The sequence below is a fragment of the Pseudomonas sp. GW821-FHT04D07 genome (assembly GCF_059420225.1).
Window position 1 is genome coordinate 62308 of record NZ_JBWKTH010000011.1, and the last position, 25387, is coordinate 87694.

Genomic DNA, 25387 nt, shown 5'->3' on the forward strand with positions numbered 1-25387 from the left:
TTTTTTCGGGCCGCGCAATGGCAATCAGTAAAAACTTTCCCACCAGAACTACTGGCCTGCTCGCTTTTATATTTACCTGCTGCAATGCCAGCACCCACGGTTTCAGTATTTTCCTTTATTCCGCCTTGTTACCCGAGATCCGCCAGCACTTCTCCCTGAGTTACAGCCAGGCCGCCTCCATCGCCGCCTTGCTGCAACTCTTCTATATGGGGGCCTCGATTGCCAGCGGGATCGCCGCCGCCTGGATCAGCCCCTTGAACATGGTGCGCCTGACCATGCTGCTCAGCCCGCTGCTACTGGCGCTGGCGGTGGCCACGCCCTGGGTCCTGCCCTTTGCCTTATGCCTGGCGCTGGTCTCAGCCTGCGCGGTGTCCAACTGGAACGCGATTGCCGCCCTGGCCGGCGAGGTGATTCCCCCGTCGCACCGCAGTCGGGTGCTGGGCCTGGCGTCTTCCGGGGCAGCCTTTGCCATCTGCCTGAATGGCATCCTGATCGCCCTGCTCCAGGGTATTTCCCTGGGCGCATTCTGGCTGATCTGCGCCGGACTCACATTGATCGTCACCCTGCTGACCTTCTGGGCCCTGGCCCCCCTTGGCCACCACCCGGATACCCGCCCCATGACGGCCATCTCGCTGAGCCGGGTACTCAGGCACTGGCTGCGCTTATGCCTGGAACAACCCATCGCCGTGCATATCCTGCTGCTCAGTGGGTTTATCGGCAGTATCAGTGGCCCATTCCTCAACTTCCTCTCGGCCTTCGTCACTGAACGCCTGGGTGCCGGCCCGCAGGTCACCGGTTCGCTCTGGACCTTGATCGGCGCCTGTGGCGCACTGGGCGGGATATCGCTGGGGTCACTGGCTGACCGCTGGGGGGCGTTGCGGGTGATGGCCATCAGCATCGGCGCCTTCGGCCTGGCCATGCTCGGCCTGCTGTTGCACCCCGGTCTGCTACTGACCTGGCTGGCCGCCGGGCTGTTCGCGCTGTTCTACTTTCCGGTCTGGGGCCTGATGGCCGCCTACCTCAGCGCGCGCCTGACACCCGTGCAAAGCCTGCAAGTGGTGAGCCTGAGCATGGTCGGCTACGGTCTGGGCAGCGCCAGCGCGAACTGGCTCAACGGCCTGTTGCTGCAAGCCAGCGGCTCGTTCGCCATCATCCATGCCTGGATCGCCGGCGGGGTCCTCGCCAGCCTGCTGTTACTGCAGGTCATGGCCCGCCACCAGCGCCGTCGGCCGCTGCTCCAAGAGCCGGTCTGAACGTCGCAACTGGCGCCCGAGCATCTCCACCATCGCATCGAGCCCCGGCTCCTGGCAGGCCGACGAACGCCAGAGCATCAGGCGGGCTGGCTCGATAGCTGGAAAACCGTCCCGCTCATCGAGAATCCGCCAGCCTTCCGGCACCAAGCGGCGGGCGGTCACTCCCACAGTGTCACCGCCTTCGATGGCCACGCCGATCCCTCGTGGGCTCTGGCTGGTGTAGACCACGTGCCACGCCCGACCGGCCTCGGCCAGGGCGTCGATGGCATTGGCGCGAAAAGCACAGCCCTCGGCATACACCGCCAGCGGCACCGACGGGTCATCAGCCCAGGCGCGGTCGTCAGCGGTCACCCAGACCAGCGGTTCGTCGCAGAGAAACTCGCCCTGTTGCAAGTTGGCATGTTGCACGCCGAGTACCAGGTCCAGCTCACCACGCTGCAAGCGCCCGACCAGGGCCACCGAGGCCTCACAGCAAACGTCCGGACGGACCTTGGGAAAGTGTTCGCGAAAATCGCGCAAGACCCCGGCCAGGCAGTATTGCGCGTAGTCCTCGGGCATCCCGACATGGATGCAGGCGAAGTCATTGGGCAGATGGGCGGCATTGATCGCCTCGTTGTGCAACTTGAGGATGCGCCGCGCATAGATCAGAAAGGTCTCGCCGCTGGGGGTCAGGCTGATGCTGCGGCTGGTGCGGTAGATCAGCGGCGTGCCCACCACCTCTTCCAGCCGTTGCAGACTCTGACTGATGGTCGACTGGGTTTTATGCAGGCGCTCGGCGGCCGCCGAAAAACCCTGGCATTCAATAATCGCCACAAACACCTTGAGCAATGATCCGTCCAGATGACCTGACATAACTATCGCTCCCGCCGATGGATTCGATCGTAACTCATCATTTCTATTACTCCTGTTTTTAAGTAACTATCGATTCAACGCCGAGACAACTTCGAACCTTGCACTGGCGACTAATGATCGTTAACTTCAGGAGCCCGAAATGAGCCTTCAACTTGCCGATGCCGAAGTCGGTGATATCCGCGATATCGTCAACACCGAACGTTATCCCATTCATGATTCGGGCCATGTCCAATTACAGGCACTGATCAATCACGCCCGTGCCGAACTGGCCGTCGACGGTTGCTGCCTGCTGAAAAACTTCCTGCGCCCTGAAGTACTGGAACAGGCCCGTCTCGAAGGCCAGGCGCTCTCGGGCAAGACGTTTTATTCAGTGCGCAAGGTCAACGCCTACTTCACCGAAGACGATCCCTCCCTGTCGGCGGAAGACCCGCGCCGCACCTTCATGGAGCGCACCAGCGGCTTTGTGACCCGCGACATGATCGCCCCGGACGCGATCATTCACCGGCTCTACGTCTCGCCGATGATGAAACGTTTCATCAGTGCCTGCCTGGGGGAACCTGAGATTTTCGAATATGCCGACCCCTTTGCCGGCCTGGTGATCAATGTGATGCCGGAGGGCTCCCAGCAGCCTTGGCACTTCGACACCAACGAATTCATCGTCAGCATGATGACCCAGAAGCCCGAGGCCGGCGGTCTGTTCGAATACGCGCCGATGATCCGCTCGCGCACGGCGGAAAACCTCGGCGCGGTGGGCCAGGTGGTACGGGGTGAGGATCGCAGCCGGGTGAAGTACCTGGAGCTCAATCCCGGCGACCTGCAGATCTTCAAGGGGCGCTTTTCGGTGCACCGGGTGACCCGCGTCGAGGGCGCGGTCGAGCGCAATACCGCGATCTTCGCCTACTCGGAAAAGCCCGGAATCATCGGCCGCGCCGAGCGTACCAAGCAGCTCTACGGACGACTCTCCGAAGCCCATCTGCAAGCCGAACGCAGCCGGGTGCGTAGCGACCAACTGCTTGACTGACCGCCCCAGCACCGCCCCTGTAGGTGCGAGCTTGCTCGCGATGGTCGTGAACGATAACGCGGGGCGCCTGACAGCCAGCGGCGCCCTTGCGGCCATCGCGAGCAAGCTCGCTCCTACACAGAACATGCGATTCCTATAAGAACGAATTTCCATCACCGACCGGTATTAGCGAGGAACACTCCATGAGTCTTTTCGGCCCCAACCGCAACCCCGCCGACTGCGAACCCACCTACGCCGAGATCCAGCAGATCCAGCTGGACCGCCTGCAACGAGTACGCAACGAGCTGAAAAAACGCGACTACGCCGCCTGCGTGCTGTTCGACCCGACCCATATGCGCTACGCCACCGGCTCGCGCAACATGCAGGTGTACTCGGCGCGTAACCCGGCGCGTTATGCCTTTATTCCCGCCGAAGGCCCGGTGGTGGTCTTCGAATTCGGCGGTTGCCTGCACCTGGCCGCGTCATTGAATACCGTCGATGAAGTGCGGCCAGCCAAGGCGATTTCCTACTACTTCTGCGACAGTTTCCTGAGCAATGTCACCGCCGACTGGGCCGCCGAAATCGACGACCTGGTGCGCAAATGCGGTGGTGGCAAACGCATTGCCATCGAGAGCGCCACCTCGGCGGCGGCCTTCGAGCTGCAAAAGCTCGGCTACCAGGTCTTCGATGCCCAGGAGCCGCTGGAACGCGCGCGCTGCATCAAGGTGCCGAACGAGCTGAAGATGATCCGCGCCAGCCTGCGCGCCACCGAAGCCGGCGTGAAGCTGATGGAAAGCAAGCTCCAGCCCGGTATCAGCGAAAACGAACTCTGGTCGCACCTGCACCAGCATGTGATCGCTACTGACGGCGACTACGTGGAAACCCGTCTGCTCTCCTCCGGCCCACGCACCAATCCCTGGTTCCAGGAATGCAGCACGCGCCCCATCGAAGCCGGCGATCTGGTGGCGCTGGACACCGATGTGGTCGGTCGTTTCGGCTACTACGCGGACTTCTCACGAACCTTTCTCTGCGGCGAACAGGCCGCCACGCGCAAGCAGCAGGAGCTGTACAAGCTGGCCTATGAACAGGTGCAGACCAATATGGAAATGCTCAAGGCCGGGCGCAGCTTCAAGGAGTATGCGGAGCTGGCCTGGAAGATCCCCGACCACTACAAGGCCAACCGTTATTTCGCCCTGGCCCATGGGGTTGGCATGACCGGTGAATACCCCTACGTGGTGCACCGCGAGGACATCGATGCACTGGGCTATGACGGGGTGTTCGAGGCGGGCATGACCATCTGCGTGGAAAGCTATATCGGGCATGACGAAGGCGGTGAAGGGGTCAAGCTCGAAGAACAGATCTATATCCACGAACACGGTATCGAGCTGCTCTCGGACTATCCGTTCGACCCGCGCCTGATGCCGAGTTGAACCCTGCGGCATGGGTTCGTGAAACCACCGCATGACCTGTAGGAGCCGGCTTGCCGGCGATGGCCGCAAGGGCACCGCTGGCCATCAGACACCCCGCGTTATCGTTCACGACCATCGCGAGCAAGCTCGCTCCTACACAAGTCAGGAGAACAGGGGAGGGCCATCAGGAGCGTGTCTGGCGCGGGAGGACAATCAGTAATGTGCGTTTTAGGAATTTTCCTACGCTGAATTTATCGTTTGTTCATCCGGAGCCAGATGACAAAACTGCGAGCATCTCAAATAAAAACAACACGAGAGCCGCACCATGTCCAACCTCACGTCCCGCCTCCTGAATGCTCCGCGCTTTGATCTGCCGTTGACGTTTTGCCTGACCGATCACGGGTCCCCCCTGGATCGCCAGCGCTAGCTGCCAACCCTCTGTTCGCAGTGGCACCCAAAAGACGCACTTACGCCCCAGTATCGGAGAGGCTCATGAAAGACCTGACTACCCTGGACGGCTCCGCGCCGCATCCAGCCATGGACGACCTGTGCACCCAAGCCAAGCGCGGCCAGATCAGCCGCCGGCAATTCCTCCACACCGCCACCCTGCTCGGCATCACCGCCGCCAGCGCCGGCAGTTTCCTCGGCCCGGTGCTGTTCAGCGACTCGGCCCAGGCCGCTGAGGCCGGGCCGCCACGCAATGGCGGCAGCCTACGCTTTGCCTGCGCCATCCAGGAAATCCAGGACCCGATGCTTATCACCTGGATCGAAGCCTCGAACCTGATGCGCAACAGCCTGGAATACCTGACCTGGGTCGATGCGCAGAACATCACCCATCCGTACCTGGCCGAAAGCTGGAAGCCCTCGGACGATCTCAAGGAGTGGGTCTTCAACCTGCGCCAGGACGTCAAGTGGAGCAACGGCGACGCCTTCAACGCCGACGACATCGAGCACAACTTCCAACGCTGGACCGGCGCCGAGTCCAAGTCGGTCAACCGCACCGCGTTCCAGGACATCGCCGCCTTCGAAAAACTCGGGCCTTACCAGTTCAAACTGGTGCTCAAGCGGCCGATCCTGGCGATCCCGGAAATGCTCAACGCCTTCACCTGTGCCATCGTCCATCGCAGCTTCAAGGCCGGTGACGACTGGTCGAAAAACCCGCTCGGCACCGGTCCTTTCAAGCTCACCTCGTTCGCCGTGAACAAGCAGGCCACCTTCGCCAAGCGCGCCGATTACTGGGGCAAGCCGGCCTATCTCGACGAGTTGCGTTATGTCGACATGGGCACCGACGTGTCCACCCAACTGGCCGCTCTGCAAGCCGGGCAAGTCGACGTGCTGTACCGGGTCACCGTGGCCGAACTGGACCTGGCCAAGCGCCTGCCCAACGCCAAGCTGCTGACCTGCAAATCAGCGCAGACCGTGGTGATGCGCATGGCCGTGGACCAGAAGCCGTTCGACGACCTGCGCATCCGCAAGGCCGTGGCGCTCTGCGCCGACAACGCGCAAATGCTCAAGATCGCCTATCGCGGCATGGGCACCCTGGGCGAGGACCACCATGTGGCGCCGTCGCACCCGGAATACTTTCCGCTGCCCAAGCGTACCCGCGACGTGGCCCAGGCCAAGGCGCTGCTGGCCGAGGCAGGACACCCCAAGGGCATCGACATCGACCTGATCGTCGGCAACACCCAGGGTCGCTACGAGCAGGACACCGCGCAGATCCTCCAGCAGAACTGCCTGGAGGCCGGTATCCGCATCAACCTCAAGGTGATTCCCGCCACTCAGTACTGGCCGATCTGGGACAAGGCCGCCTTCAGCCTCACCTACTGGGCCCATCGCCCGCTGGGGGTGATGTCCCTGGAGCTGGCCTACCGCGGCGGCGGTGCCTGGAACGAAAGCCATTACCACGACCCGGCCTTCGACGCCGCCCTGGACAAAGCCATGGGCATCGTCGATCCGAAACAGCGCGCCCTGGCGATGCAAAGCGTGGAGCAGATCCTCCAGGACGCCTGCGTCATGATCCAGCCGTTCTGGGCCGACAAGTTCACCGCCACGTCGCAAAAGGTCCAAGGCTTCCAGGTCCACCCATCGGACTTCTACCCGATGAACGAAACCTGGCTCAGCGCCTGATCCGACCTCTGAAACAATGAGCTCGCCCACCCCGGTGCGGCGAGCCGGCAACTGTATAGCCGGAGCATGCAAACATGGCTGATTTTCTGTGGCGCAAGCTACTGGCCCTGGCAGCGACTTTATTGTCGGTGTCACTGATCGTTTTTTTCGCCCTGGAGCTGAATATCGAGGACGTTGCGATCAACGTCCTGGGTCCCTACTCCGCCGCCGACCAACGCGCCGCCTGGCTCACCGAGCATGGCTACGACCAACCGTTCCTGTGGCGTTACCTGGTGTGGCTGAAGGACTTCGTCAGCGGCCACTGGGGCACCTCGGTGCACTTTCGCGAGCCGGTGATGGACCTGCTGCTGCCCAATCTGGGACAGACGCTGATGCTCGCCGGTCTCGCGCTGCTGATCATGGTCCCCGTGGCGCTGACCCTCGGCGTGCTGGCCGGGATTCGCCAGGGCTCGCCGCTGGACCGCCTGGTGTCGTTCCTGTCCATCGTCACCACCTCGATCCCGGACTTTGCCAGCGCGGTGTTCGTCTCGGCGATCTTCGTCTTCTGGCTCAACTGGCTGCCGGGTGTGAGCAGCATGAGCGACGGTTTCAGCGCCCTGCAGCTGGCGATGCCACTGATGGTTCTGTGCCTGTTCGGCGTCGGCTACCTGGCGCGGATCACCCGGGCTTCGATGGTCGAAGTGATGCAGGCACCGTACATCCGCACCGCCCGCCTCAAGGGCGCCTCGACCGCGCGCATCGTGCTGCGCCATGCGCTGCGCAATGTGCTGATCGCACCGATCACGGTGATCATGCTGTACATCCCGTGGCTGCTGTCCAACGTCATCGTGGTTGAGGTGTTCTTTGCCTACAAGGGCTTCGGCTCGCTGCTCTACACCGCCTCGCTGAACCATGACGTCTACCTGATCGAGGCCTGCGCCATGATCAGTGCGCTGGTGGTGGGCACGACCAAGATCTTCTCCGACCTGGCCTATACCTGGCTCAACCCGCGCATCACCTTGCGCAGCCTCGGCGGGAGCGCCCGATGAATCTTCTGCATGCTTTCAAAAACCCCTTGGCGGCCCTGGGTCTGTGCCTGGTGGGCGGCTGGGTGATCCTCGGGATCTTCGCCCCCTGGTTGGCGCCCCATGACCCGCTGGAAAGCTTCACCCCGCTGCTGACCCCGTTCAGCGACGACGGCAGCGGCCAGACCTTCCTGCTGGGCACCGATGTGCTCGGCCGCGATATTCTCTCGCGGCTGATCTGGGGCACCCGCACGGTGTTGCTCTGGTCAACCCTGGCGACCCTTACCGCGTTCGCCTTTGGCATCGCCATGGGCCTGTGCGCCGGCTACTTCAATGGCTGGGTCGACTCGGTGCTGTCCTATATCGCCGACACCGTGCTGTCGTTCCCGGTGCTGGTGCTGTACATCGTGATCATCATCGCCCTCGGCGCCTCGGCGCTGAATATCCTGATCGCGGTGACCTTCACCAGCGCCCCGGCGATCTTCCGGATCATGCGCGCCCTGACCATGGACCTGCGTTCCCGCGACTACGTGCTCAGCGCAATCACCCAGGGCGAAGGCGCGCTACGGATCATGACCGTGGAAATCCTGCCCAACTGCGGCGGCCCGCTGATCGTCGATTTCTGCCTGCGTATCGGCTACACCGCGATCATGATCGGCGCTCTCGGCTTCCTCGGTCTCGGCCTGCCACCGCCCACCCCGGACTGGGGCGGCATGATCAACGAAGGCCGCAGCATGGCCATCGCTTTCCCGCATCTGGTGATCTTCCCGTGCATTGCCATCTCCACCCTGATGCTTGGCCTCAGCCTGCTGGCGGACGGCCTGGACGAACACGCCCAGAAAGGCACAAGGAGTTGAGTATGAGCAGCCAACAAGTATTGCGCGTCGAGGGGTTGTCCATTGAACTGCCGCCGGGCGCCGACCGCAGCCATGCAGTGCAGAAAATCGACCTGGACGTGCGCAAGGGTGAAATCCTCTGCGTGATCGGCGAATCCGGCTCGGGCAAATCGGTGCTGTCCGGGGCCATCATGGGCGACTACGCCAAGGGCCTGCGGCACAGCGAAGGACGGATCGATTTCCTCGGCGAGGACATCTGCAGCATGGCCGAAGCGCAGTTGCGCGGCCTGCGTGGCAACCGCATTGCGATGATTTTCCAGGAGCCCATGGCGGCCCTCAACCCGGCGATCCGTATCGGTCGGCAAGTGGAGGAAATCTTCGAGATCCACGCTCCGCAGATGGGCGCGGCAGAACGGCGCGAACGCATGCTCGCCTTGCTGGAATCGACCCAGTTGCCGGAGCCAGCACGGATCGCCAACAGCTTTCCCCATCAGCTTTCCGGCGGCCAATGCCAGCGGGTGGTCATCGCCATGGCCCTGGCCATGAATCCGGACCTGCTGATCGCCGATGAACCGACCACCGCCCTGGATGTCACCACCCAGGCCCAGGTCCTCAAGCTGATCCGCGAACTGCGCGGGCGCGGCCAGCACGGCATCCTGTTCATCACCCATGACTTTGGCGTAGTGGCGGAAATCGCCGACCGCATTGCGGTGATGGAAGGCGGTCGACTGGTGGAAATCGGCGAGCGCGACCAGGTCTTGCAAGCGCCCCGCCATCCTTACACACGCAAGCTGATTGCCGCGGTCCCGGCCCTGAACCCGGAACTGCATGTGCCCTGCGCCGACGGTGAGATGGCGCTGCGGATCGAACACCTGAACAAAACCTACCACGTCGAAGGACGCCAGGTCTGTGCACTCAAGGATGTCTCGCTGCAACTGCCACGGGGCAAGACCCTGGCGATTGTCGGCGAGTCCGGCTCGGGCAAGAGCACCCTGGTCAAGGCGGCGATTCGCCTGGTGGACAGCGACAGCGGGCATGTCTGGCTCGGCGACAGCGACTTCCTCGCACTCAAGGGCGCGGCGCTGACCCGGGGTCGGCGGCAAATCCAGATGATTTTCCAGGACCCCTACGGCTCGCTCAATCCGCGCCATCGGGTCGGCGACATCATCGCCCGCGCCGCGCAACTGCGAGGCCTGTCGGCCAAGGACGCCTGGACCGAAGCCGGTGACCTGCTGGAGCAGGTCGGCCTCAAGCGCGACGCGCTGAAACGCAAGCCCCGACAGTTCTCCGGCGGCCAACGCCAGCGCATCGGCATCGCCCGTGCCCTGGCCATGCGCCCGCAGGTCCTGATTGCCGATGAAAGCGTTTCGGCATTGGATGTCTCGGTGCAGAAACAGGTGCTGGAGTTGCTCGCCGAACTCCAGCAACGGCTGAACCTGAGCATCCTGTTCATCACCCACGACCTGCGCGTGGCGGCGCAGATCAGCGATCACATCGCGGTGATGCGCCAGGGCGAAGTGGTCGAGTACGGCACCGCCGAGCAGGTGCTGTTGCAGCCTCGGCATAGCTATACCCAGACCCTGCTGGCCGCCGCGCCCGGAGCTTCGATACGACCGCCAACCCAGGCGGGACCGGCACCGGGCCTGAGTGCCGCCGGCGCCTGACCCTCATGGCCCGCTAGCGCCTGGACGCTGTTCACAGCCTCCGTCGTAGCGGGCCCTACCCCTTTCATCCAGACCGCGCTTTTGCCGTGGCCGGGATGGCTGTTGCCAACAATAAACCTAGAGAAGAGACGGAGCGACCATGAACTTGAACACCACCCGGGCCTTGCGCTCATTAACCCCGCTGGCGCTGCTGGGCGCCCTTTCCAGCCCCGCGATGGCGATCCAGGTCACCGACAACCTGGACATCGGCGGCGCCGTCCGCTACCGCTGGGACTATGCGCCGGATCGCGATATCCAGAAGTTCGACTTCGACACCGCGTTCCTCACCGCCAAGTACAACTCCGACACCTGGATCGCCGCCGCCAAGTACCGCTTCTACGGGCGCTCCTACCCTTACCAGTACACCGATCGCATCGGCGCGGTGCAGTTCGCCGAGACCGCCTGGGTTGGCTACAAATTCAACCCGGACCAGCAGGTGCAGGTCGGCCTGAACCAGATTCCGTTCGGCCTGCAACCCTACTTCGGCAGTACCTTCTATGAAACCCTGGGCAACGTGGTCGGCCTGGAAGATGTGGAACAGGTCGGCGCCAAGTACATCCAGCAGAGTGGCGACTGGAACCTGCAAGCCGGCTTCTACCTGCGCCCGGCCCTGCAAGGGCGCGGCACCAGCAACGGCGATACCTACTCCACCGTGGTTTCCCGGGCCGACAGCTATGTGACCAATGGCAGCGACAACCAGGAGCGCAACACCGCCGTGGTGCGCCTGGCCAAGGCCATGCAACTGGGTAACTGGAAGTCCGAGGTCGGGCTTTCGGGCCTGACCTCGACCCTGGAGAACCGCGACACTCGTGAAGACGGCCGCCGCAATGCCGTGGCCATCCACTACCTGGGCAAGGACGGCCCGTGGGGTGTGCAATTGCAGGCGGCGCGCCAGCAGATGTCGCCACGCAATCCGGGCAGCAACGAGGTGGTGACCTTCGGCGGCTATGACGGCACCTTCAACGTCGCCAGCCGCGGTAATCTCTATGTCGCCGATCTGAGCTACGACGTCGACGGCAAATACCTGCTCGACCAGATCAGCGGGATCAAGCTGTACGCCAACTACAGCGCGTTCGACAAATCGGCGGACGACTTCAAGACCTCGCAACGGTTGATCCTCGGCACCTCGTTTTCGGTGAGCAAATTCTGGGTCGCCACCGAATGGCTGATCGGCAAGAACGATCCTTATATCGGTGGCAGCAGCTATACCCAGAGCCTCGCGGCCGGCGGTACCGATCTCTGGAAAAACCAGCTATATGTGAACATCGGCTACTACTTCTGATTGCTCTGCCTGATGTGGGAGCTGGCTTGCCAGCGATGAGGCCCTTGAGCCTTGCGGTGTCCATCCGGACGCCATCGCCGGCAAGCCGGCTCCCACATATGATCTGCTCATTTCATTGCGCATCTTTGTGGGAGAGCACCTGGGCTCTCCCACCTTTTTCCACTCCCGCCGACTATTTCATGCAACAGCCGCAAGCAATGCTTGCATCGTCCCGCCGCTGATAGTCAGATACCTCCTACGAAAAAAGCACTTCAAAGAACAACAATAAACCGACTCCACACAGGTCGACCCCGTGCTTCAACACGGTGTTTTTCAGGTGTATGTCAGCCGGTCTGGAGTATCCATTTCATGCGTCAACTGCCCTCGCTGAACATGCTGCGCGTGTTCGAGGAAGTCGCCCGGCATCGCAGCTTCAGCCAGGCTGCCGCGTCCCTGAACGTGACCCAGGGCGCGGTCAGCCGACAGATCAAGCAGCTCGAGGATTACCTTGGCGTGGCCTTGTTCGTGCGCACGCCCCGGGGCTTGTCGCTGACCGAATCGGGAACGGCGCTGTCGCCGCAGCTGGGCGATGCCTTCGATCATATCGAACGTGCCCTGCAAGCCGTGCGAGTACCCAACCTGCGCCAGCGCCTGCGCATTCTCGCGCCGCCGACCTGGGCCACCCGCTGGTTGTCGGCGCACTTGCGGGCGTTCTGCCAGCGCTACCCGGATATCAGCCTCAGCGTGACCAACCAGGCCAGTCATGACAGCCTGGCCGAGGTCGACTGCCAGATCCGTTTCGGCCTGGAGGCGGCCGCGCATTGCGGCAGCCAGCTGCTGGTGATGGAGCGGCATATCGCCGTGGCGAGCCCGGAGCTGTTCGAGCGGGGCGAGGCGCCGGACCTGCACCACTCGCCCCTGCTGCATATCCTGCACGATGGCAAGCGTCTCAAGGTCTGGGAGAACTGGCTGGCGGCCATGGGTCGTGAGGACGTGGATGCCCGGCAAGGGCTGGAATTCAGCACCCTGGACCAGGTGATCAACACCGCGCTGGCCGGCGGTGGGTTGGCGGTGATCGATCGACAGATGATCGTCAAGGAACTGGCCAATGGCAGCCTGCTGCCCATCACTCCGGTGGAGGTGGTCGGGCCGTATGGCTATTGGCTGGATGTGGCGAACGACAAGCAGGGGCTGTCGAAAGTGCGACTGTTTACCGAGTGGTTGAGCCTGGTGAGCAATCCCTGACTCAAGTCCCGATGCAATCCCCGGTCGTGTTCAGAGGCAACGCAAAAAAGGAGAACTGAAACCCGATACCGCGCCCGCCCCACGCCCCCCTGTAGGAGCGAGCAAGCTCGCTCCTACAGGGGGGCGTGGGGCGGCGGTGCCTTAGAGGCCGCCCATCAACAGGTATTTGATTTCCAGGTAATCGTCCAGACCGTAATGCGAGCCTTCACGTCCCAGGCCCGATTCCTTGATACCGCCAAACGGCGCCACTTCGGTGGAGATGATCCCTTCGTTGATCCCCACCATCCCGGCCTCCAGACCTTCGGCCATGCGCCAGACGCGGCCGATATCGCGGCTGTAGAAATACGCCGAGAGACCGAATGGCGTGTCATTGGCCCGGCGCAGCACCTCGGCCTCGTCCTTGAAGCGGAAGCACGCTGCCACCGGACCGAAGGTCTCTTCCTGGGCGATCAGCATGCCGTCGCCAACGTCGGTGAGGATGGTCGGTTCGAAAAAGGTCCCGCCGAGGGCATGCCGACGACCGCCACACAACAGCCTGGCGCCCTTCTCCAACGCATCGCCGACATGCTGCTCGACCTTGCTCAAGGCGGCGCTGTTGATCAGCGGCCCCTGCTCGGTCTCGCCGTCCAGCGCATTGCCGACCCGCAGGGCCTTGACCGCCTCCGCCAGCTTGGTGGTAAAGGCCTCGTAGACACCGTCCTGGATGAAAAAGCGGTTCACACAGACACAGGTCTGCCCGGTGTTGCGGAACTTCGAAGCCATCGCGCCCTTCACCGCCGCGTCCAGGTCGGCGTCGTCGAACACGATAAACGGCGCGTTGCCGCCCAGTTCCAACGAGACCTTTTTCAAGGTGTCGGCGGCCTGACGCATCAGCAGCTTGCCGGTACGGGTCGAGCCGGTGAAAGACAGCTTGCGCACCACCGATGAGGCTTGCAGCGCACCACCGATGGCCACCGCGTCGCCGGAGACGATATTGAACACCCCGGCCGGAATCCCCGCCTGTTCCGCCAGTACCGCCAGGGCAAAGGCCGACAGCGGCGTCTCTTCCGAAGGTTTGAGGATCATCGTGCAACCGGCGGCCAGGGCCGGGCCGACCTTGCGGGTGACCATCGCCAGCGGGAAGTTCCACGGGGTGATGGCGGCGACTACGCCGATGGCTTCCTTGGTGACGATGATCCGCGCATCGGCCTTGTGGCTCGGGATCACATCGCCATAGGCACGCTTGGCCTCTTCACCGAACCACTCGAGGAAACTGGCGGCATAGACCACCTCGCCCATGGCTTCGGCCAGCGGCTTGCCCTGCTCGCGGCTGAGCAAGGTGGCGAGCTCGTGCTGGTTGCTCAGCATCAACTCGCTCCAGCGCTTGAGACGCACGCTGCGCTCCTTGGCGGTCAGCTTGCGCCAGGCCGGCAAGGCGCGCTCGGCGGCGGCAATGGCCAGGTTGGTTTCTTCAGCGCCCGCGCGTTGGACCTGGACGATCAACTCGCCATTGGCCGGGTTCAGCACCGGGTAGCTGGCACCGCCGCTGGACCATTGACCATCGATGTAGTTACCGGTACGGATCAACTCGCTCATGCCACGGCCTCGGTCAGGGTGAAAGCGTCCTGGGCCGGACGGGCCGAGCGCAGGATACGTTTGCCGGCGGTGTAATCGTTGATCACATCGCACGGGGTGTAGTTGCGTTCCAGCTCGTACAGCTCGTCGGCGTCCAGGTGGGTCTCCAGGGCCGCCAGGGCGCTGTCGAACTGCTCGGTGGTGTCGGCGCCCACCAGCATGCAATCCACGCCCGGGTGATTGACCACCCAGGCCTGGGCGATCTGCGCATTGGAGACACCGCGACGGCGGGCGACACGCTGCACCGAATGGGCGATTTCGAAGGAGGCTTCGTCGCTGTACATCTGCTGAGTGAAGAAGTCGGTCTGGTTGCGGGTCGACTGCGCGTCGCCAGTCAACAGGCCGCGCGCCAGCGGGCTGAACACCGAGACACCAAGGCCCTGGTCACGGCAGAACGGCAGCATCTCGCGTTCTTCTTCGCGGTAGGCGCAGTTCAGTTGCAGCTGCATATTGATCGGCTTGACCCAGCCGTTGCGCTCGCAGGCCATGAGGATCTTCGCCAACTGCCCGGTGAGCATGGTCGAGACGCCGATATAACGAGCTTTGCCGGAGCGCACGATGTCGTTCATGGCGCTCATGGTTTCCTCGACCGGGGTGTTCACATCGAAGTAATGCAGCATAAAGACATCGACATAGTCCATGTCCAGGCGTTTGAGGGAAGCGTCGATGCTGTCCATGATGTGCTTGCGTGAATGACCGCTGGCGTTGATCCCGCTGCGGGTGCCGTAACCGACCTTGGTGGTCACCACGATATCTTCGCGACGGGTCAGGCGCTTGAGGATGCGCCCCAGCACTTCCTCGCCAACGCCGGCGGAATAGAAGTCCGCCAGGTCGATGAAGTTCACCCCGTTGTCCAGCGCGTGCTTGACGATCGGTTCGCTTTTCTTCTCATCGAAGATCCACGGTTTCCAGTCCGGCGTGCCCATGTTCATGGTGCCGAGGCACAGTTTGGAAACCTGCAGGCCGGAATTGCCCAGACGAATATATTGCATGGCGCGGACCTCAGGCTTTCGGGGTGTAGAAAGGGTTGGCGATGTGCTCGAGCACATCGGCGAGCTGGGCACGTACCGGCAACCCGGTCAGAGCGGCGCGGATCGCGGTGCGGCAGGCGTTGTAGTTGTTCAGGTAGACGGCATCGAGGTCATCGCAGGAAGGGTTGACCCAGTTGGCGGTGACGATGGCCCACTCGTCTTCGGCCTCGGCCGGCAGGGTGCCGTCGAGCAGGGCTTCGAGCACGGCCTTGGCGATTCCGGCCTGGGACGCGCCCCAGGTGGCATTGCCGTGGAAGTCGCTGCCGATGGCGGCCTTGTTGACATAGAGGGTCATCGGCTTGACCGGGATATTCGGCTGGGCGATCACCATGAACGGGCAATGCCCCTGGCTCGGCGAAGCCAGGCTGTTGGCGAAGGCCTGGCCGGCCGGACCGTTGCGCGGACCGAGCAGGATATTGATATGGGCGGCGTTCACGCCGGGGCCTTCGAAACCTTCGCCGATGTACAGGTCTTGTTCTTTCATGGGGTTTATCTCGCGGACGCAGGGAATTGAGGGTGATCAGAAACGCGCACGGGCCTTGGGGCACGAACGGTCAAAGTCGGGAAACGCAGAGCGCAGCAGGAAGCTGGCGAGGACGCGGCAGTGGGGCTGGGTCATGGTGCAAACGCTCTTTGTTTTTATGAGTGAGCTGGTGTTTGCGCTTTTTTATCACTGGGGTTGGCGGGGGCTGTAACCATTAAAAGTCATGGGGGTATGAGGTTTTATCATACCCCTGGCGTCACTCGGCCAATACCCTGGGGAAGCTGTCCTAACGGGGTAGGAAGGTGACCCCAGGGTCGTCAGACTGGCGGCTGGTAGTCGATAGAAATATGATTTCCGGGATGGTCCTCACAGGGAGCGACCATAGGACAACATCCAAAAAGGAATCCCATGAAAGACTTCGTCATCGGCGTCAACAATATCGTCCTGTATATCGCCTTGGCCTGCATCTGGATCATCAGCCTGGTCATCATGCTCAGCAGCAGCATCCTCGTAGGCCTGGGCGGATTGGTCGGCGGCACACTGGTGTGGTGCATCATTTCCGGCTTCTGGTTCGTCCAGTCGGCGACCTATGAGGAACTGCGCAAACTGAACTCGAAAAACACCTGACGCCCAAGCCGACGCAATACCCACGCCCTGCTCGGAGGCGACGTTCGTTTCAGCCGTTCCAGGCCCTTGGAACACCGTGAGTTGACATCAACTGACAAACTCCAGGCAAAAAAAAGCCCAAGCGGCTGATGGACGCTTGGGGCTCAAAAATGCATAAACCGTGGTAGGTGAACGCCGGACCATATTAACCCACTGCGACAATCTGTAACAAGGTGTTTTTCAGATTCCTATTGACATAACCCCTTCAATAACCACAAGTTTTTCATGGTTTGATGTGAACCATATTGGGGCACAAACAGTGTTTTTTATCCCTGAAACAATCCGTCGGATAGTTTGATATCACCGACAACAGTATTTGCTTCGCCAACCGGGGGCGGCGACAATTGCCGTTCCATTTTCCTTCGAGGTTTGCAACATGCGTAAAGCACTTACCGTCCTGGCCCTGAGCGCCCTGTTTGCCCAAGGCGCCATGGCGGCAGGCGGCACACAGGCCGCGGTCGGCGGTGGTCTGGGCGGCGCCCTGGGCAACGTCTTGGGCCAGAAGATGGGCGGCAGCACCGGCGCGGCAGTCGGCGCGGGCCTGGGCGGCGCGGCCGGTGGCGCGGTGGCGGCCAAGAAAGGCAAGAAAACCAAGGCCGCCATTGGCGGTGGCCTCGGCGCAGCCGGTGGTTCGCTGCTGGGCAACCAGTTGGGCGGCAAGACCGGAGCGGCCATCGGTGCCGGCCTCGGCGGCGCGGCCGGTGGCGCCCTGGGCGGCAAGTAAGGCTACGCACTCCTTGTAGGAGCCGGCTTGCTGGCGATAGCGGTGTTGCAGGCGACAGCGATGTCGAACAACAGATCGCCTCGCCAGCAAGCCGGCGCCTACAAGGTTGTCGACGATTTCAGGACCTGCCGTGTACACCGCCCATCACAGGACCCAAGGCGTAACACAGCTTCAGTATCGATCACGCTGATATCCGCTATTGGCAAGGATCCGTTCTATTGGCGCCGGTGCCGTTCGTAAAATGGCCACCACTGCCTCACTACCGTCAGGTGAGGGGGATGTCTTTCCGGAGACCGCCATGAAATACCTTCTGTTTGTCCTGCTGTCGCTGTTCAGCCTGGTTGCAACCGCCCAAGGCGATGCGAGCGCTACTCCCCAAGGCCAGGGTGCAACCGCCAGCGCCAACGCCGAACCCTATGACTATTCCGAAGACCTCGATATCGCCAAGGCCGTGCGCGCCGACAGTGCCGCCGCGGCCGACTGTGGTCCGGTGCAGGGGCACGTGATCTATGTCGATGGCCAGGGTGTGCGCCACGAAATGAACTTCATCCGCCTGGGCAATGCCTGCCAGCACGGTTGACCAGCAGCCCATTGTGGAAGCCGGCTTGCTGGCGATGAGGCCTGCAAGTTCTGCGTCGACTATCCGACCGTCATCGCCGGCAAGCCGGCTCCCACAAGGTTCAGTGGCGCTCTCAAGGTCCCATGTCACCGTGTGATCCCTTCCAGCACGAATCCCCCCCCTCATCCCCCGCCTGAAAATACTTGCAAAGAGTGACTTGCAAATTGAAAGTCGCTCAAATATATTACAGACATAATATTACATGCGTAATACCATTCGCATTCCGAGGCCCCGACGATGAAGAAGACCCGCTTGGCCCACTTGCACTGTCCCGTGGCACGCAGCCTGGAACAGGTCGGACAATGGTGGAACATCCTGATCCTGCGGGACGCTTTCTACGGTCTCAGCCGTTTCGATCAGTTCCAGGAAAGCCTCGGAATTGCTCCCAGTATTCTGACCCGCCGCCTCAATGACCTGGTGGAACGCGGGTTGCTCGAACGCAAAGCCTACAGCGATACCCCTCCGCGCTTCGACTACCTGCTGACCGCTCGCGGCCGGGACTTCAGGCCGGTGCTGCTGACCCTGATGGACTGGGGCAATACCCACCTCTCGCCCGAAGGCCTCGCCACTCAGCTCGTCGATGACGCCAGCGGCGAACCCGTCGAACTGGCCCTGATCGACACGCGCACCGGCCTGGCCATCAGCCGGCGACACAAGGTCGTGGCCGGCCCGGCGGCCGACGAGCCCATGCGTCGGCGCTTTGAAAAACGTCGCCAACTGGCGACGCTGCAAAACCCTGCTATCGCTCCCCCCCTCCCTGCCAACCGGTAACTCCGCCATGACCAACCTGTCCTCGGCCGCTGCTCCTGAACTGGCCGCTCAGAAAAAACCGGTGCTGCTCAAGCGCCTTCTACTGCTGACGGTGGTCACTGGCGCCCTGGTATTCGCCGGTTTCTACGCCCGACACTGGTGGACCGCCGGGCGCTTTATCGAAAGCACCGACGATGCCTATATCGGCGCCGATGTGACGGTTATCGGGCCCAAGGTGCCGGGCTATATCGCCGAGCTCAAGGTCACCGATAACCAGTTCGTGCACGCTGGCGACCTGCTGGTGAAGATCGACGACCGCGACTACCTCGCCGCCCTGCAAAAGGCCGAAGGCGCAGTAGCAGCCCAACAGGCGCTGCTGGCCAACCTGGATGCCACCGAACAGTTACAACACGCGGTGATCAGCCAGGCCAGGGCCGGAATCGATGCGGCCAATGCGGAAACGGTGCGCTCGCGCAACGACCATGCCCGTTATGAAAGCCTGGTGGGTCGCTCGGCGGTGTCGGTGGAAAGCGCCCAGCGGGTCGACGCCACCTTCAAGACCGCCCAAGCCAATGGCGCCAAGGCGCAAGCCACATTGTTGGCCAATCAACGCCAAGTGGACGTGATCGAGACTCAGAAGCTGCAAGCCAAGGCCGCGCTGATGCAAGCGGTCGCCGAACGCGATATGGCCCGTCTGAACCTCTCCTACACCGAGTTGCGGGCGCCGCTGGACGGCGTGATCGGCAACCGCCGGGCCCGGGTCGGTGCCTTTGCCGCGGCCGGCTCGCAGTTGCTTTCCGTGGTACCGCAACAGGGCCTCTGGGTTGACGCCAATTTCAAGGAAGACCAACTGAGCCACATGCTCCCCGGCCAGGCCGTGACCATCCGTGCCGATGTGCTGCCCGGCAAGGTGTTCCACGGCCATCTGGACAGCCTGGCTCCAGCCACCGGCGCGCAGTTCAGCGTGCTGCCCGCGGAAAACGCCACCGGCAACTTCACCAAGATCGTCCAGCGGGTGCCGGTCCGGGTCATGCTCGACCAGGCCGACGGCGTGCTCGGGCAACTGCGTCCTGGCCTTTCGGTCATCGCCGAAGTCGATACCCTGCACAGCGCCAGCGGCGTCGCCAGTCGTCCCGCCGATGAACGCGCCGCCAGCCAACTGGTCAGCACACCATGAGCACCCGCACCCCGGCCAAGCCTTTCGATGCGGCGTCGATGAGCACCTCGGTCAAGGTATTCGCCTTTGCCACCCTCTGCGTGGGCATGTTCATCGCCCTGCTGGATATCCAGATCGTCTCCGCCTCGTTGCGCGATATCGGCGGTGGGCTGTCGGCCGGTACCGATGAAACCGCCTGGGTGCAGACCAGCTACCTGATCGCCGAAATCATCGTGATCCCACTGTCGGGCTGGCTGTCGCGGGTGTTTTCCACGCGCTGGCTGTTCTGCGCCTCGGCGGTGGGGTTCACCCTGGCCAGCCTGCTCTGCGGCGCGGCCTGGAACATTCAGAGCATGATCGTGTTTCGTGCCTTGCAGGGTTTCCTCGGTGGCTCGATGATCCCGCTGGTCTTTACCTCGGCGTTCATGTTCTTCAGCGGCAAGCAGCGGGTCATCGCCGCCTCGACCATCGGCGCCATCGCCTCCCTGGCCCCGACCCTCGGCCCGGTGATCGGCGGTTGGATCACCGATATTTCCTCCTGGCACTGGCTGTTCTACATCAACCTGGTGCCCGGCGTATTCGTCGCCGTGGTGGTGCCGATGCTGGTGCGGATCGACGAGCCGGACCTGCGCCTGATCAAGGGCGCCGACTACCTGAGCATGCTGCTGATGGCGGTGTTTCTCGGCTGCCTGGAATACACCCTGGAAGAAGGCCCGCGCTGGAACTGGTTCAGTGACAGCACCATCCTGGCGACCGCATGGATTTCCGGCCTGGCCGGGCTGGCCTTTGTCAGCCGTAGCCTGATGGTGGCCAATCCGGTGGTCGACCTGCGTGCGCTCAAGGAGCGCAATTTCGCCCTGGGTTGCTTCTTTTCCTTCGTCACCGGCATCGGGCTGTTCGCGACCATTTACCTGACCCCGCTGTTTCTCGGCCGGGTGCGCGGCTACAGCGCGCTGGACATTGGCCTGGCGGTGTTCTCCACCGGCCTGTTCCAGCTGGCGGCGATTCCGCTGTACGCGTTCTTTGCCAACCGGGTCGACCTGCGCTGGCTGATGATGCTGGGATTGGGCCTGTTTGCCGTGTCGATGTGGGACTTCTCGCCGCTGACCCATGACTGGGGCGGCAAGGAGTTGATGCTGCCCCAGGCACTGCGGGGCATGGCCCAGCAATTCGCCGTGCCACCCACCGTGACCTTGACCCTCGGCGCCCTGGCACCGGCACGACTGAAGCAGGCTTCGGGCCTGTTCAACCTGATGCGCAACCTGGGCGGCGCCATTGGGATCGCGGCCTGTGCGACGATCCTCAACGATCGGACCAACCTGCATTTCAATCGGTTGGCCGAGCACCTGAACAGCACCAACGAAGCGCTGAACCAGTGGATGAGCACGGTCGGCGGCAACTTCGCGAGCCTCGGCCAGACTGGCAGCGAGGGCCTTACCGCCAGCCTGCGGCAGCTCTGGCAACTGGCCTACCGCGAGGCGCAGACTCAGAGTTATGCCGATACCTTCCTGGTGATCATGGTCTGTTTCATCATTGCCACGGCCTTGGTCCCACTGATGCATAAGGTGAAGCCACCGCCTGCCGCGGCAGCCTCGCCAGATGCACATTAAGGGTACAACAGTGCCCTGTAGCCGCTGGCTTGCCGGCGATGCGATTTTCCAGGCGACAGTGATGTCGACTATAAGACCGCATCGCCGGCAAGCCGGCTGCTACACGGACTGCGTTGCGAGTCCCGGGATCAATACAAGATCTGCGCGCCGTCTGTTTGTGATTCAGAACGCGAAACACGAACAACCAAAGGCACCCCAGAAACCCTGGAAGTCACTGACCGGTACACTCGACATCCGCGCCCGCTCGTGACCATGGGCATGCACCCCGCAAGGACCGCTGCACTGGTGCACCTGGGCCTGCAACGGTGAATTCGGCCGCCAGTGTCCCGGCACCTTGACCACCGGTGACCAGTCGGGAGTCACCGGCAGCGTCGGCGGTGCGAGTTTGTCGAAATCACCCGCCGCATGCACCACCTTGCCGTCGACCACCGTCAACACCGATTCAATCCATTTGATGGCCTCGGCCTCGACGCTGAAATAGTCCGCCGACAGCGCCACCAGGTCCGCCAGTTGCCCGACCTTGATCTGGCCTTTCTTGCCCTGCTCCGAGGAAAACCAGGCACTGCCATGGGTGTACAACTCCAGCGCGGTTTCCCGTGACAGCCCCTCGGGATAGAGTTCAAGCCCACCGACGGTGCGCCCGCTGACCATCCAGTACAACGAAGTCCAGGGGTTGTAGCTCGACACCCGCGTGGCATCGGTGCCCGCGCCCACCGGCACGCCTTCGGCCAGCATGCGCTTGATCGGCGGCGTGGCCTCGGCAGCCTTGGCGCCATAACGTTCGACGAAATATTCGCCCTGGAAGGCCATGCGATCCTGAATGGCGATACCGCCGCCCAGCGCCCGCACCCGCTCGATGTTTTTCGGCGTAATGGTTTCGCAATGATCGAAAAACCACGGCAGGCCATTGAACGGAATATCCCGATTGACCTTCTCGAAGACATCCAGCATTCGCGAAATGGATTCGTCATAGGTGGCGTGCAGACGGAACGGCCAGCGCTGCTCCACCAGATGGCGGACCACCGGCTCCAGTTCCTGTTCCATGGTCTGCGGCAGGTCGGGGCGCGGTTCGAGGAAATCCTCGAAATCCGCCGCCGAGAACACCAGCATCTCACCTGCCCCGTTGTGCCGCAGGAAGTCGTCGCCCTGGCCGTAAGTCACCTTGCTGGTCCAGTTCTTGAAATCCGCGAGCTCTTCCTTGGGCTTCTGGGTAAACAGGTTGTAGGCGATCCGTACAGTCAGTTGCTGCTTGGCCGCGAGTTCGTTGATGACTTCGTAATCATCCGGATAATTCTGGAAACCACCGCCGGCATCGATGGCGCTGGTGACACCCAGGCGATTGAGCTCACGCATGAACTGGCGGGTCGAGTTGACCTGATACTCCAGTGGCAGCTTCGGTCCCTTGGCCAGGGTCGAGTAGAGGATCATCGCGTTGGGTCGGGCAATCAACATACCGGTCGGCTCGCCCTTGGCATCGCGGACGATCTCGCCACCCGGCGGGTTAGGCGTGTCGCGGTTGTAGCCGACCACCCGCAGCGCCGCCCGGTTGAGCAAGGCACGGTCATACAGGTGCAGGACAAACACCGGTGTGTCCGGCGCCGCCTTGTTCAGTTCTTCCAGAGTCGGCATACGCTTTTCGGCGAACTGGAATTCGTTCCAGCCCCCCACCACCCGCACCCATTGCGGCGCCGGGGTGCGTTCGGCCTGATCCTTGAGCAGGCGCAGTGCGTCCACCAGCGAGGGCACGCCTTCCCAGCGCAGTTCCAGGTTGTAGTTCAGGCCACCACGGATCAGGTGCAGGTGCGAGTCGTTGAGGCCGGGGATCACGGTGCGGCCCTTGAGGTCGATCACCTTCGTGGCGCTGCCGCGCAAGGCCATGGCCTCGCCGTCGTTACCCACGGCGATAAAGCGACCGTCCTTGATCGCCACCGCCGTGGCCTCGGGTTGGGCGCGGTCGACCGTGTGCAGGCGGCCGTTGTGCAGAATCAGGTCAGCGATCACATTGCTCATATCAGTTCTCCTTGCTTGACGGAATGTACCGGTCGGCGAAATCAGTTGCTTGCCGGTTGCAGCCAGCGGCTGAACAGGCGGGTCACACGAGGCATGAACACATAGACCACCAACAACACGATGCTCAGGGTGATCAGCACATTGGCTTGCACGTAGCCGCCCAGCCAGGGTAGTTGGACGAACAGCGGGCGCCACAACATCGGTACCAGGAAACTCAGCGGCAGAATCACCAGGAAGGTCACGCAGGCCTGCTTCCAGCGCGGCACCGGACTGGGCGAACCGACTTCGGCTGGCGTGAACCAGAACTCGCGGTCCGCGTTGATTTCGGTCTGGTCGCCGTCGGCCAGCATGGGCTGGGCCTCTTCCACCAACTCACGACGGTCACTGGAGTCCAGCCAGTGTTGCAATTGTTCGGTTGAGGCGAAACGCAGCACGCTGGTAAACAGCGTTTGCCCGTGACTGTGCCCACGTACCACATCGACCCCCAGATGTCCCGGATAACCGCGGGCCGTGGTGACGATGCGCCGCAACCAGGTTTCATAGGCCTGGTCCTGGCCTTTCTTGATCCGATGGCGGACCAGCAGGGTCACCACGCCGTCCAGCATTTCAATGTTCATGGGCGAAGGCTCCCCAGGCGGGTGAACGCGGTGAAACGCCGGTCCAGGGCGATAGTCCCGGAGCCGCCGATCAGCAAGGCGACGAAGACGATCAGCAGCAACCAGGCGAATTGCCCTTCAGCCAGACTCCACTGCGGGTGCACCCACACCAGTGAAACCAGCAGCAGAAACAACACTGGCAGCGTGGCCAGGCGGGTCAGCAGGCCAAGGATGATCAGCAACGGGCACAACACCTCGGCGAAAATCGCCAGACTCAGGGTCAGGTGCGCGCCGAGGCCGAAAGGGTCTTCGATCAATGTCAGTTGATGCTGGAAGTCCATCAGCTTGGGCAGGCCATGGACCCGCAACAGCAAGGCCGAACCGGACAGGCGCAACCAGAGCAGTGCCCAGTCAGCGCAAGTGCGAGAGGTCAACAAGGAGCGAGTGAGCATGTCAGGTCTCCCGGTGAAGGCGCGATGAAATGAGGCGTCGGGCGCGGCGAGCGCGCCCGACTCACTTCACTACTTGGCTTGGCGCTGCGGTGCGTTGTGCACCATGGTGTAGGCGTAGTCCACGCCCATGCCGTAGGCGCCGCTGTGCTCGCGCACCAGGTCCATCACCGCGTCGTAGGTTTCCTTGTGCGCCCAGTCACGCTGGAACTCCAGCAACACCTGTTGCCAGGTCACCGGTACGGCGCCGGCCTGAATCATCCGTTGCACGGACATGTCATGGGCTTCCTGGGTGGTGCCGCCGGAAGCGTCGGTGACGATGTACACCTCGAAGCCTTCGGCCAGGGCCTCCAGGGCCGGGAAGTTCAGGCACACCTCGGTCCACAACGCGGCCATGATCAATTTCTTGCGACCGGTGGCCTTTACCGCCTCGACGAATTTCTTGTCTTCCCAGGAGTTCATCGAGGTGCGCTCGATGGGCTGCTGGTCCGGGTGCACCGCCAGCAGCTCCGGCCAGATGTAGCCGCTGAAGCTTTTGGTTTCCACCGAGGTGAAAATCGTCGGGACATTGAAGATCTTCGCCGCCTTGGCCAGGCCCACGGTGTTGTTCTTCAGGGTCTGGCGATCGATCGATTGCACGCCGAAGGACATCTGCGGCTGGTGGTCGATCAGGATCAGGGTGGAGTTGGTTGGGTTGAGCAGTTCACGGATAGACATGGCGCGTTCCTTTTGATGTCGGGTAGTGGTGCGTTCGTCGTTTGTCAGCCGGGCCTGGCGCTCTCCGGTATGAGGACTGTGCTGCCTGGCTTGGATGTCACTTTATGCGCAGGACAAAATCGAGACAATTACCATAAAAAGAGAATCATTGATTCCGTATAAGGGACAATTGAGAGTTGCCTAACCATCTGCGCACATGGACTATAGTTGGTGAAATAAAGCTGTATATTTATACAGATAATGATTGCCCGAACGCTCGACACTAAGCATG

General features: G+C 62.3%; 23 protein-coding genes. 15 read left to right on the plus strand and 8 right to left on the minus strand.

Features of this window, described 5'->3' with window-relative positions; all coding sequences use genetic code 11:
- Positions 1-17 precede the first annotated feature (17 nt).
- Complete coding sequence (locus AC07T0_RS15345; protein WP_495001989.1) at positions 18-1253, plus strand: MFS transporter; 1236 nt, start codon at positions 18-20, stop codon at positions 1251-1253.
- On the opposite strand, the gene AC07T0_RS15350 is transcribed toward AC07T0_RS15345, so the two are convergent.
- Positions 1194-2105: a LysR substrate-binding domain-containing protein gene (locus tag AC07T0_RS15350; RefSeq protein ID WP_495001990.1), complete on the minus strand. Its 912-nt coding sequence runs from the start codon at positions 2103-2105 to the stop codon at positions 1194-1196. The genes AC07T0_RS15345 and AC07T0_RS15350 overlap by 60 nt on opposite strands.
- Before the next feature lie 139 nt (positions 2106-2244).
- Here AC07T0_RS15350 and AC07T0_RS15355 point away from each other — a divergent pair, with 139 nt between their 5' ends.
- From AC07T0_RS15355 to AC07T0_RS15390, 8 genes are all read left to right on the plus strand, one after another.
- The gene (locus AC07T0_RS15355) at positions 2245-3126 is read left to right on the plus strand and encodes a HalD/BesD family halogenase (protein ID WP_495001991.1); all 882 of its coding nucleotides are present in this window, start codon (positions 2245-2247) and stop codon (positions 3124-3126) included.
- A gap of 182 nt (positions 3127-3308) precedes the next feature.
- On the plus strand, positions 3309-4535 hold the full coding sequence (locus tag AC07T0_RS15360) for a M24 family metallopeptidase (RefSeq protein ID WP_495001992.1): 1227 nt from the start codon (positions 3309-3311) through the stop codon (positions 4533-4535).
- 471 nt (positions 4536-5006) lie between these two features.
- Positions 5007-6641 carry an ABC transporter substrate-binding protein gene (locus tag AC07T0_RS15365; RefSeq protein ID WP_495001993.1) on the plus strand — a complete coding sequence of 545 codons (1635 nt, stop codon included), beginning with the start codon at positions 5007-5009 and terminating at the stop codon, positions 6639-6641.
- 74 nt (positions 6642-6715) lie between these two features.
- A complete protein-coding gene (locus AC07T0_RS15370) occupies positions 6716-7669 on the plus strand; it encodes an ABC transporter permease (RefSeq protein WP_495001994.1) in 954 nt (317 codons plus the stop codon).
- Positions 7666-8502 (plus strand): ABC transporter permease, encoded by an 837-nt coding sequence (locus AC07T0_RS15375; RefSeq protein WP_152737538.1) that lies wholly within the window; start codon positions 7666-7668, stop codon positions 8500-8502. The genes AC07T0_RS15370 and AC07T0_RS15375 overlap by 4 nt, the downstream gene beginning before the upstream one ends.
- A 2-nt stretch (positions 8503-8504) precedes the next feature.
- Complete coding sequence (locus AC07T0_RS15380; RefSeq protein ID WP_495001995.1) at positions 8505-10145, plus strand: dipeptide ABC transporter ATP-binding protein; 1641 nt, start codon at positions 8505-8507, stop codon at positions 10143-10145.
- 139 nt (positions 10146-10284) lie between these two features.
- A complete protein-coding gene (locus AC07T0_RS15385) occupies positions 10285-11466 on the plus strand; it encodes a porin family protein (protein ID WP_495001996.1) in 1182 nt (393 codons plus the stop codon).
- Between the two features lie 348 nt (positions 11467-11814).
- Positions 11815-12690: a LysR substrate-binding domain-containing protein gene (locus AC07T0_RS15390; protein ID WP_495001997.1), complete on the plus strand. Its 876-nt coding sequence runs from the start codon at positions 11815-11817 to the stop codon at positions 12688-12690.
- Positions 12691-12831: 141 nt separating this feature from the next.
- Here AC07T0_RS15390 and AC07T0_RS15395 read toward each other — a convergent pair whose 3' ends face one another.
- The 3 genes from AC07T0_RS15395 to fae are packed head-to-tail and all read right to left on the minus strand — an operon-like array spanning position 12832 to position 15819.
- Positions 12832-14265 (minus strand): NAD-dependent succinate-semialdehyde dehydrogenase, encoded by a 1434-nt coding sequence (locus tag AC07T0_RS15395; RefSeq protein ID WP_495001998.1) that lies wholly within the window; start codon positions 14263-14265, stop codon positions 12832-12834.
- A complete protein-coding gene (locus AC07T0_RS15400) occupies positions 14262-15296 on the minus strand; it encodes an aldo/keto reductase (RefSeq protein ID WP_495001999.1) in 1035 nt (344 codons plus the stop codon). The genes AC07T0_RS15395 and AC07T0_RS15400 overlap by 4 nt, the downstream gene beginning before the upstream one ends.
- Positions 15297-15306: 10 nt before the next feature.
- Positions 15307-15819 carry a formaldehyde-activating enzyme gene (fae, locus tag AC07T0_RS15405; RefSeq protein WP_495002000.1) on the minus strand — a complete coding sequence of 171 codons (513 nt, stop codon included), beginning with the start codon at positions 15817-15819 and terminating at the stop codon, positions 15307-15309.
- 408 nt (positions 15820-16227) lie between these two features.
- On the opposite strand from fae, the gene AC07T0_RS15410 reads away from it, so the two are divergent.
- From AC07T0_RS15410 to AC07T0_RS15435, 6 genes are all read left to right on the plus strand, one after another.
- Positions 16228-16446 carry a hypothetical protein gene (locus AC07T0_RS15410; RefSeq protein WP_495002001.1) on the plus strand — a complete coding sequence of 73 codons (219 nt, stop codon included), beginning with the start codon at positions 16228-16230 and terminating at the stop codon, positions 16444-16446.
- Between the two features lie 415 nt (positions 16447-16861).
- Positions 16862-17209 carry a hypothetical protein gene (locus tag AC07T0_RS15415; RefSeq protein ID WP_040069550.1) on the plus strand — a complete coding sequence of 116 codons (348 nt, stop codon included), beginning with the start codon at positions 16862-16864 and terminating at the stop codon, positions 17207-17209.
- 298 nt (positions 17210-17507) lie between these two features.
- The gene (locus AC07T0_RS15420) at positions 17508-17789 is read left to right on the plus strand and encodes a DUF2790 domain-containing protein (RefSeq protein ID WP_495002002.1); all 282 of its coding nucleotides are present in this window, start codon (positions 17508-17510) and stop codon (positions 17787-17789) included.
- 276 nt (positions 17790-18065) lie between these two features.
- Entirely contained in the window at positions 18066-18599 is a 534-nt protein-coding gene (locus tag AC07T0_RS15425) for a winged helix-turn-helix transcriptional regulator (protein WP_495002003.1), read from the plus strand.
- A gap of 7 nt (positions 18600-18606) precedes the next feature.
- Positions 18607-19755, plus strand: a complete 1149-nt coding sequence (locus tag AC07T0_RS15430) for an HlyD family secretion protein (protein WP_495002004.1) — start codon at positions 18607-18609, stop codon at positions 19753-19755.
- Positions 19752-21344, plus strand: a complete 1593-nt coding sequence (locus tag AC07T0_RS15435; RefSeq protein ID WP_495002005.1) for a DHA2 family efflux MFS transporter permease subunit — start codon at positions 19752-19754, stop codon at positions 21342-21344. Before AC07T0_RS15430 ends, AC07T0_RS15435 begins: the two co-directional genes overlap by 4 nt.
- A gap of 162 nt (positions 21345-21506) precedes the next feature.
- Here AC07T0_RS15435 and AC07T0_RS15440 read toward each other — a convergent pair whose 3' ends face one another.
- The 4 genes from AC07T0_RS15440 to AC07T0_RS15455 all read right to left on the minus strand — a co-directional run bounded on the left by AC07T0_RS15440 (position 21507) and on the right by AC07T0_RS15455 (position 25116).
- The gene (locus AC07T0_RS15440) at positions 21507-23345 is read right to left on the minus strand and encodes an amidohydrolase (RefSeq protein ID WP_495002101.1); all 1839 of its coding nucleotides are present in this window, start codon (positions 23343-23345) and stop codon (positions 21507-21509) included.
- A 50-nt stretch (positions 23346-23395) separates the two neighbouring features.
- A complete protein-coding gene (locus AC07T0_RS15445; protein WP_495002006.1) occupies positions 23396-23971 on the minus strand; it encodes an antibiotic biosynthesis monooxygenase in 576 nt (191 codons plus the stop codon).
- Positions 23968-24402 (minus strand): DoxX family protein, encoded by a 435-nt coding sequence (locus AC07T0_RS15450; RefSeq protein WP_495002007.1) that lies wholly within the window; start codon positions 24400-24402, stop codon positions 23968-23970. Before AC07T0_RS15450 ends, AC07T0_RS15445 begins: the two co-directional genes overlap by 4 nt.
- 69 nt (positions 24403-24471) lie before the next feature.
- Positions 24472-25116 carry a hydrolase gene (locus AC07T0_RS15455; RefSeq protein ID WP_495002008.1) on the minus strand — a complete coding sequence of 215 codons (645 nt, stop codon included), beginning with the start codon at positions 25114-25116 and terminating at the stop codon, positions 24472-24474.
- Between the last annotated feature and the right edge of the window lie 271 nt (positions 25117-25387).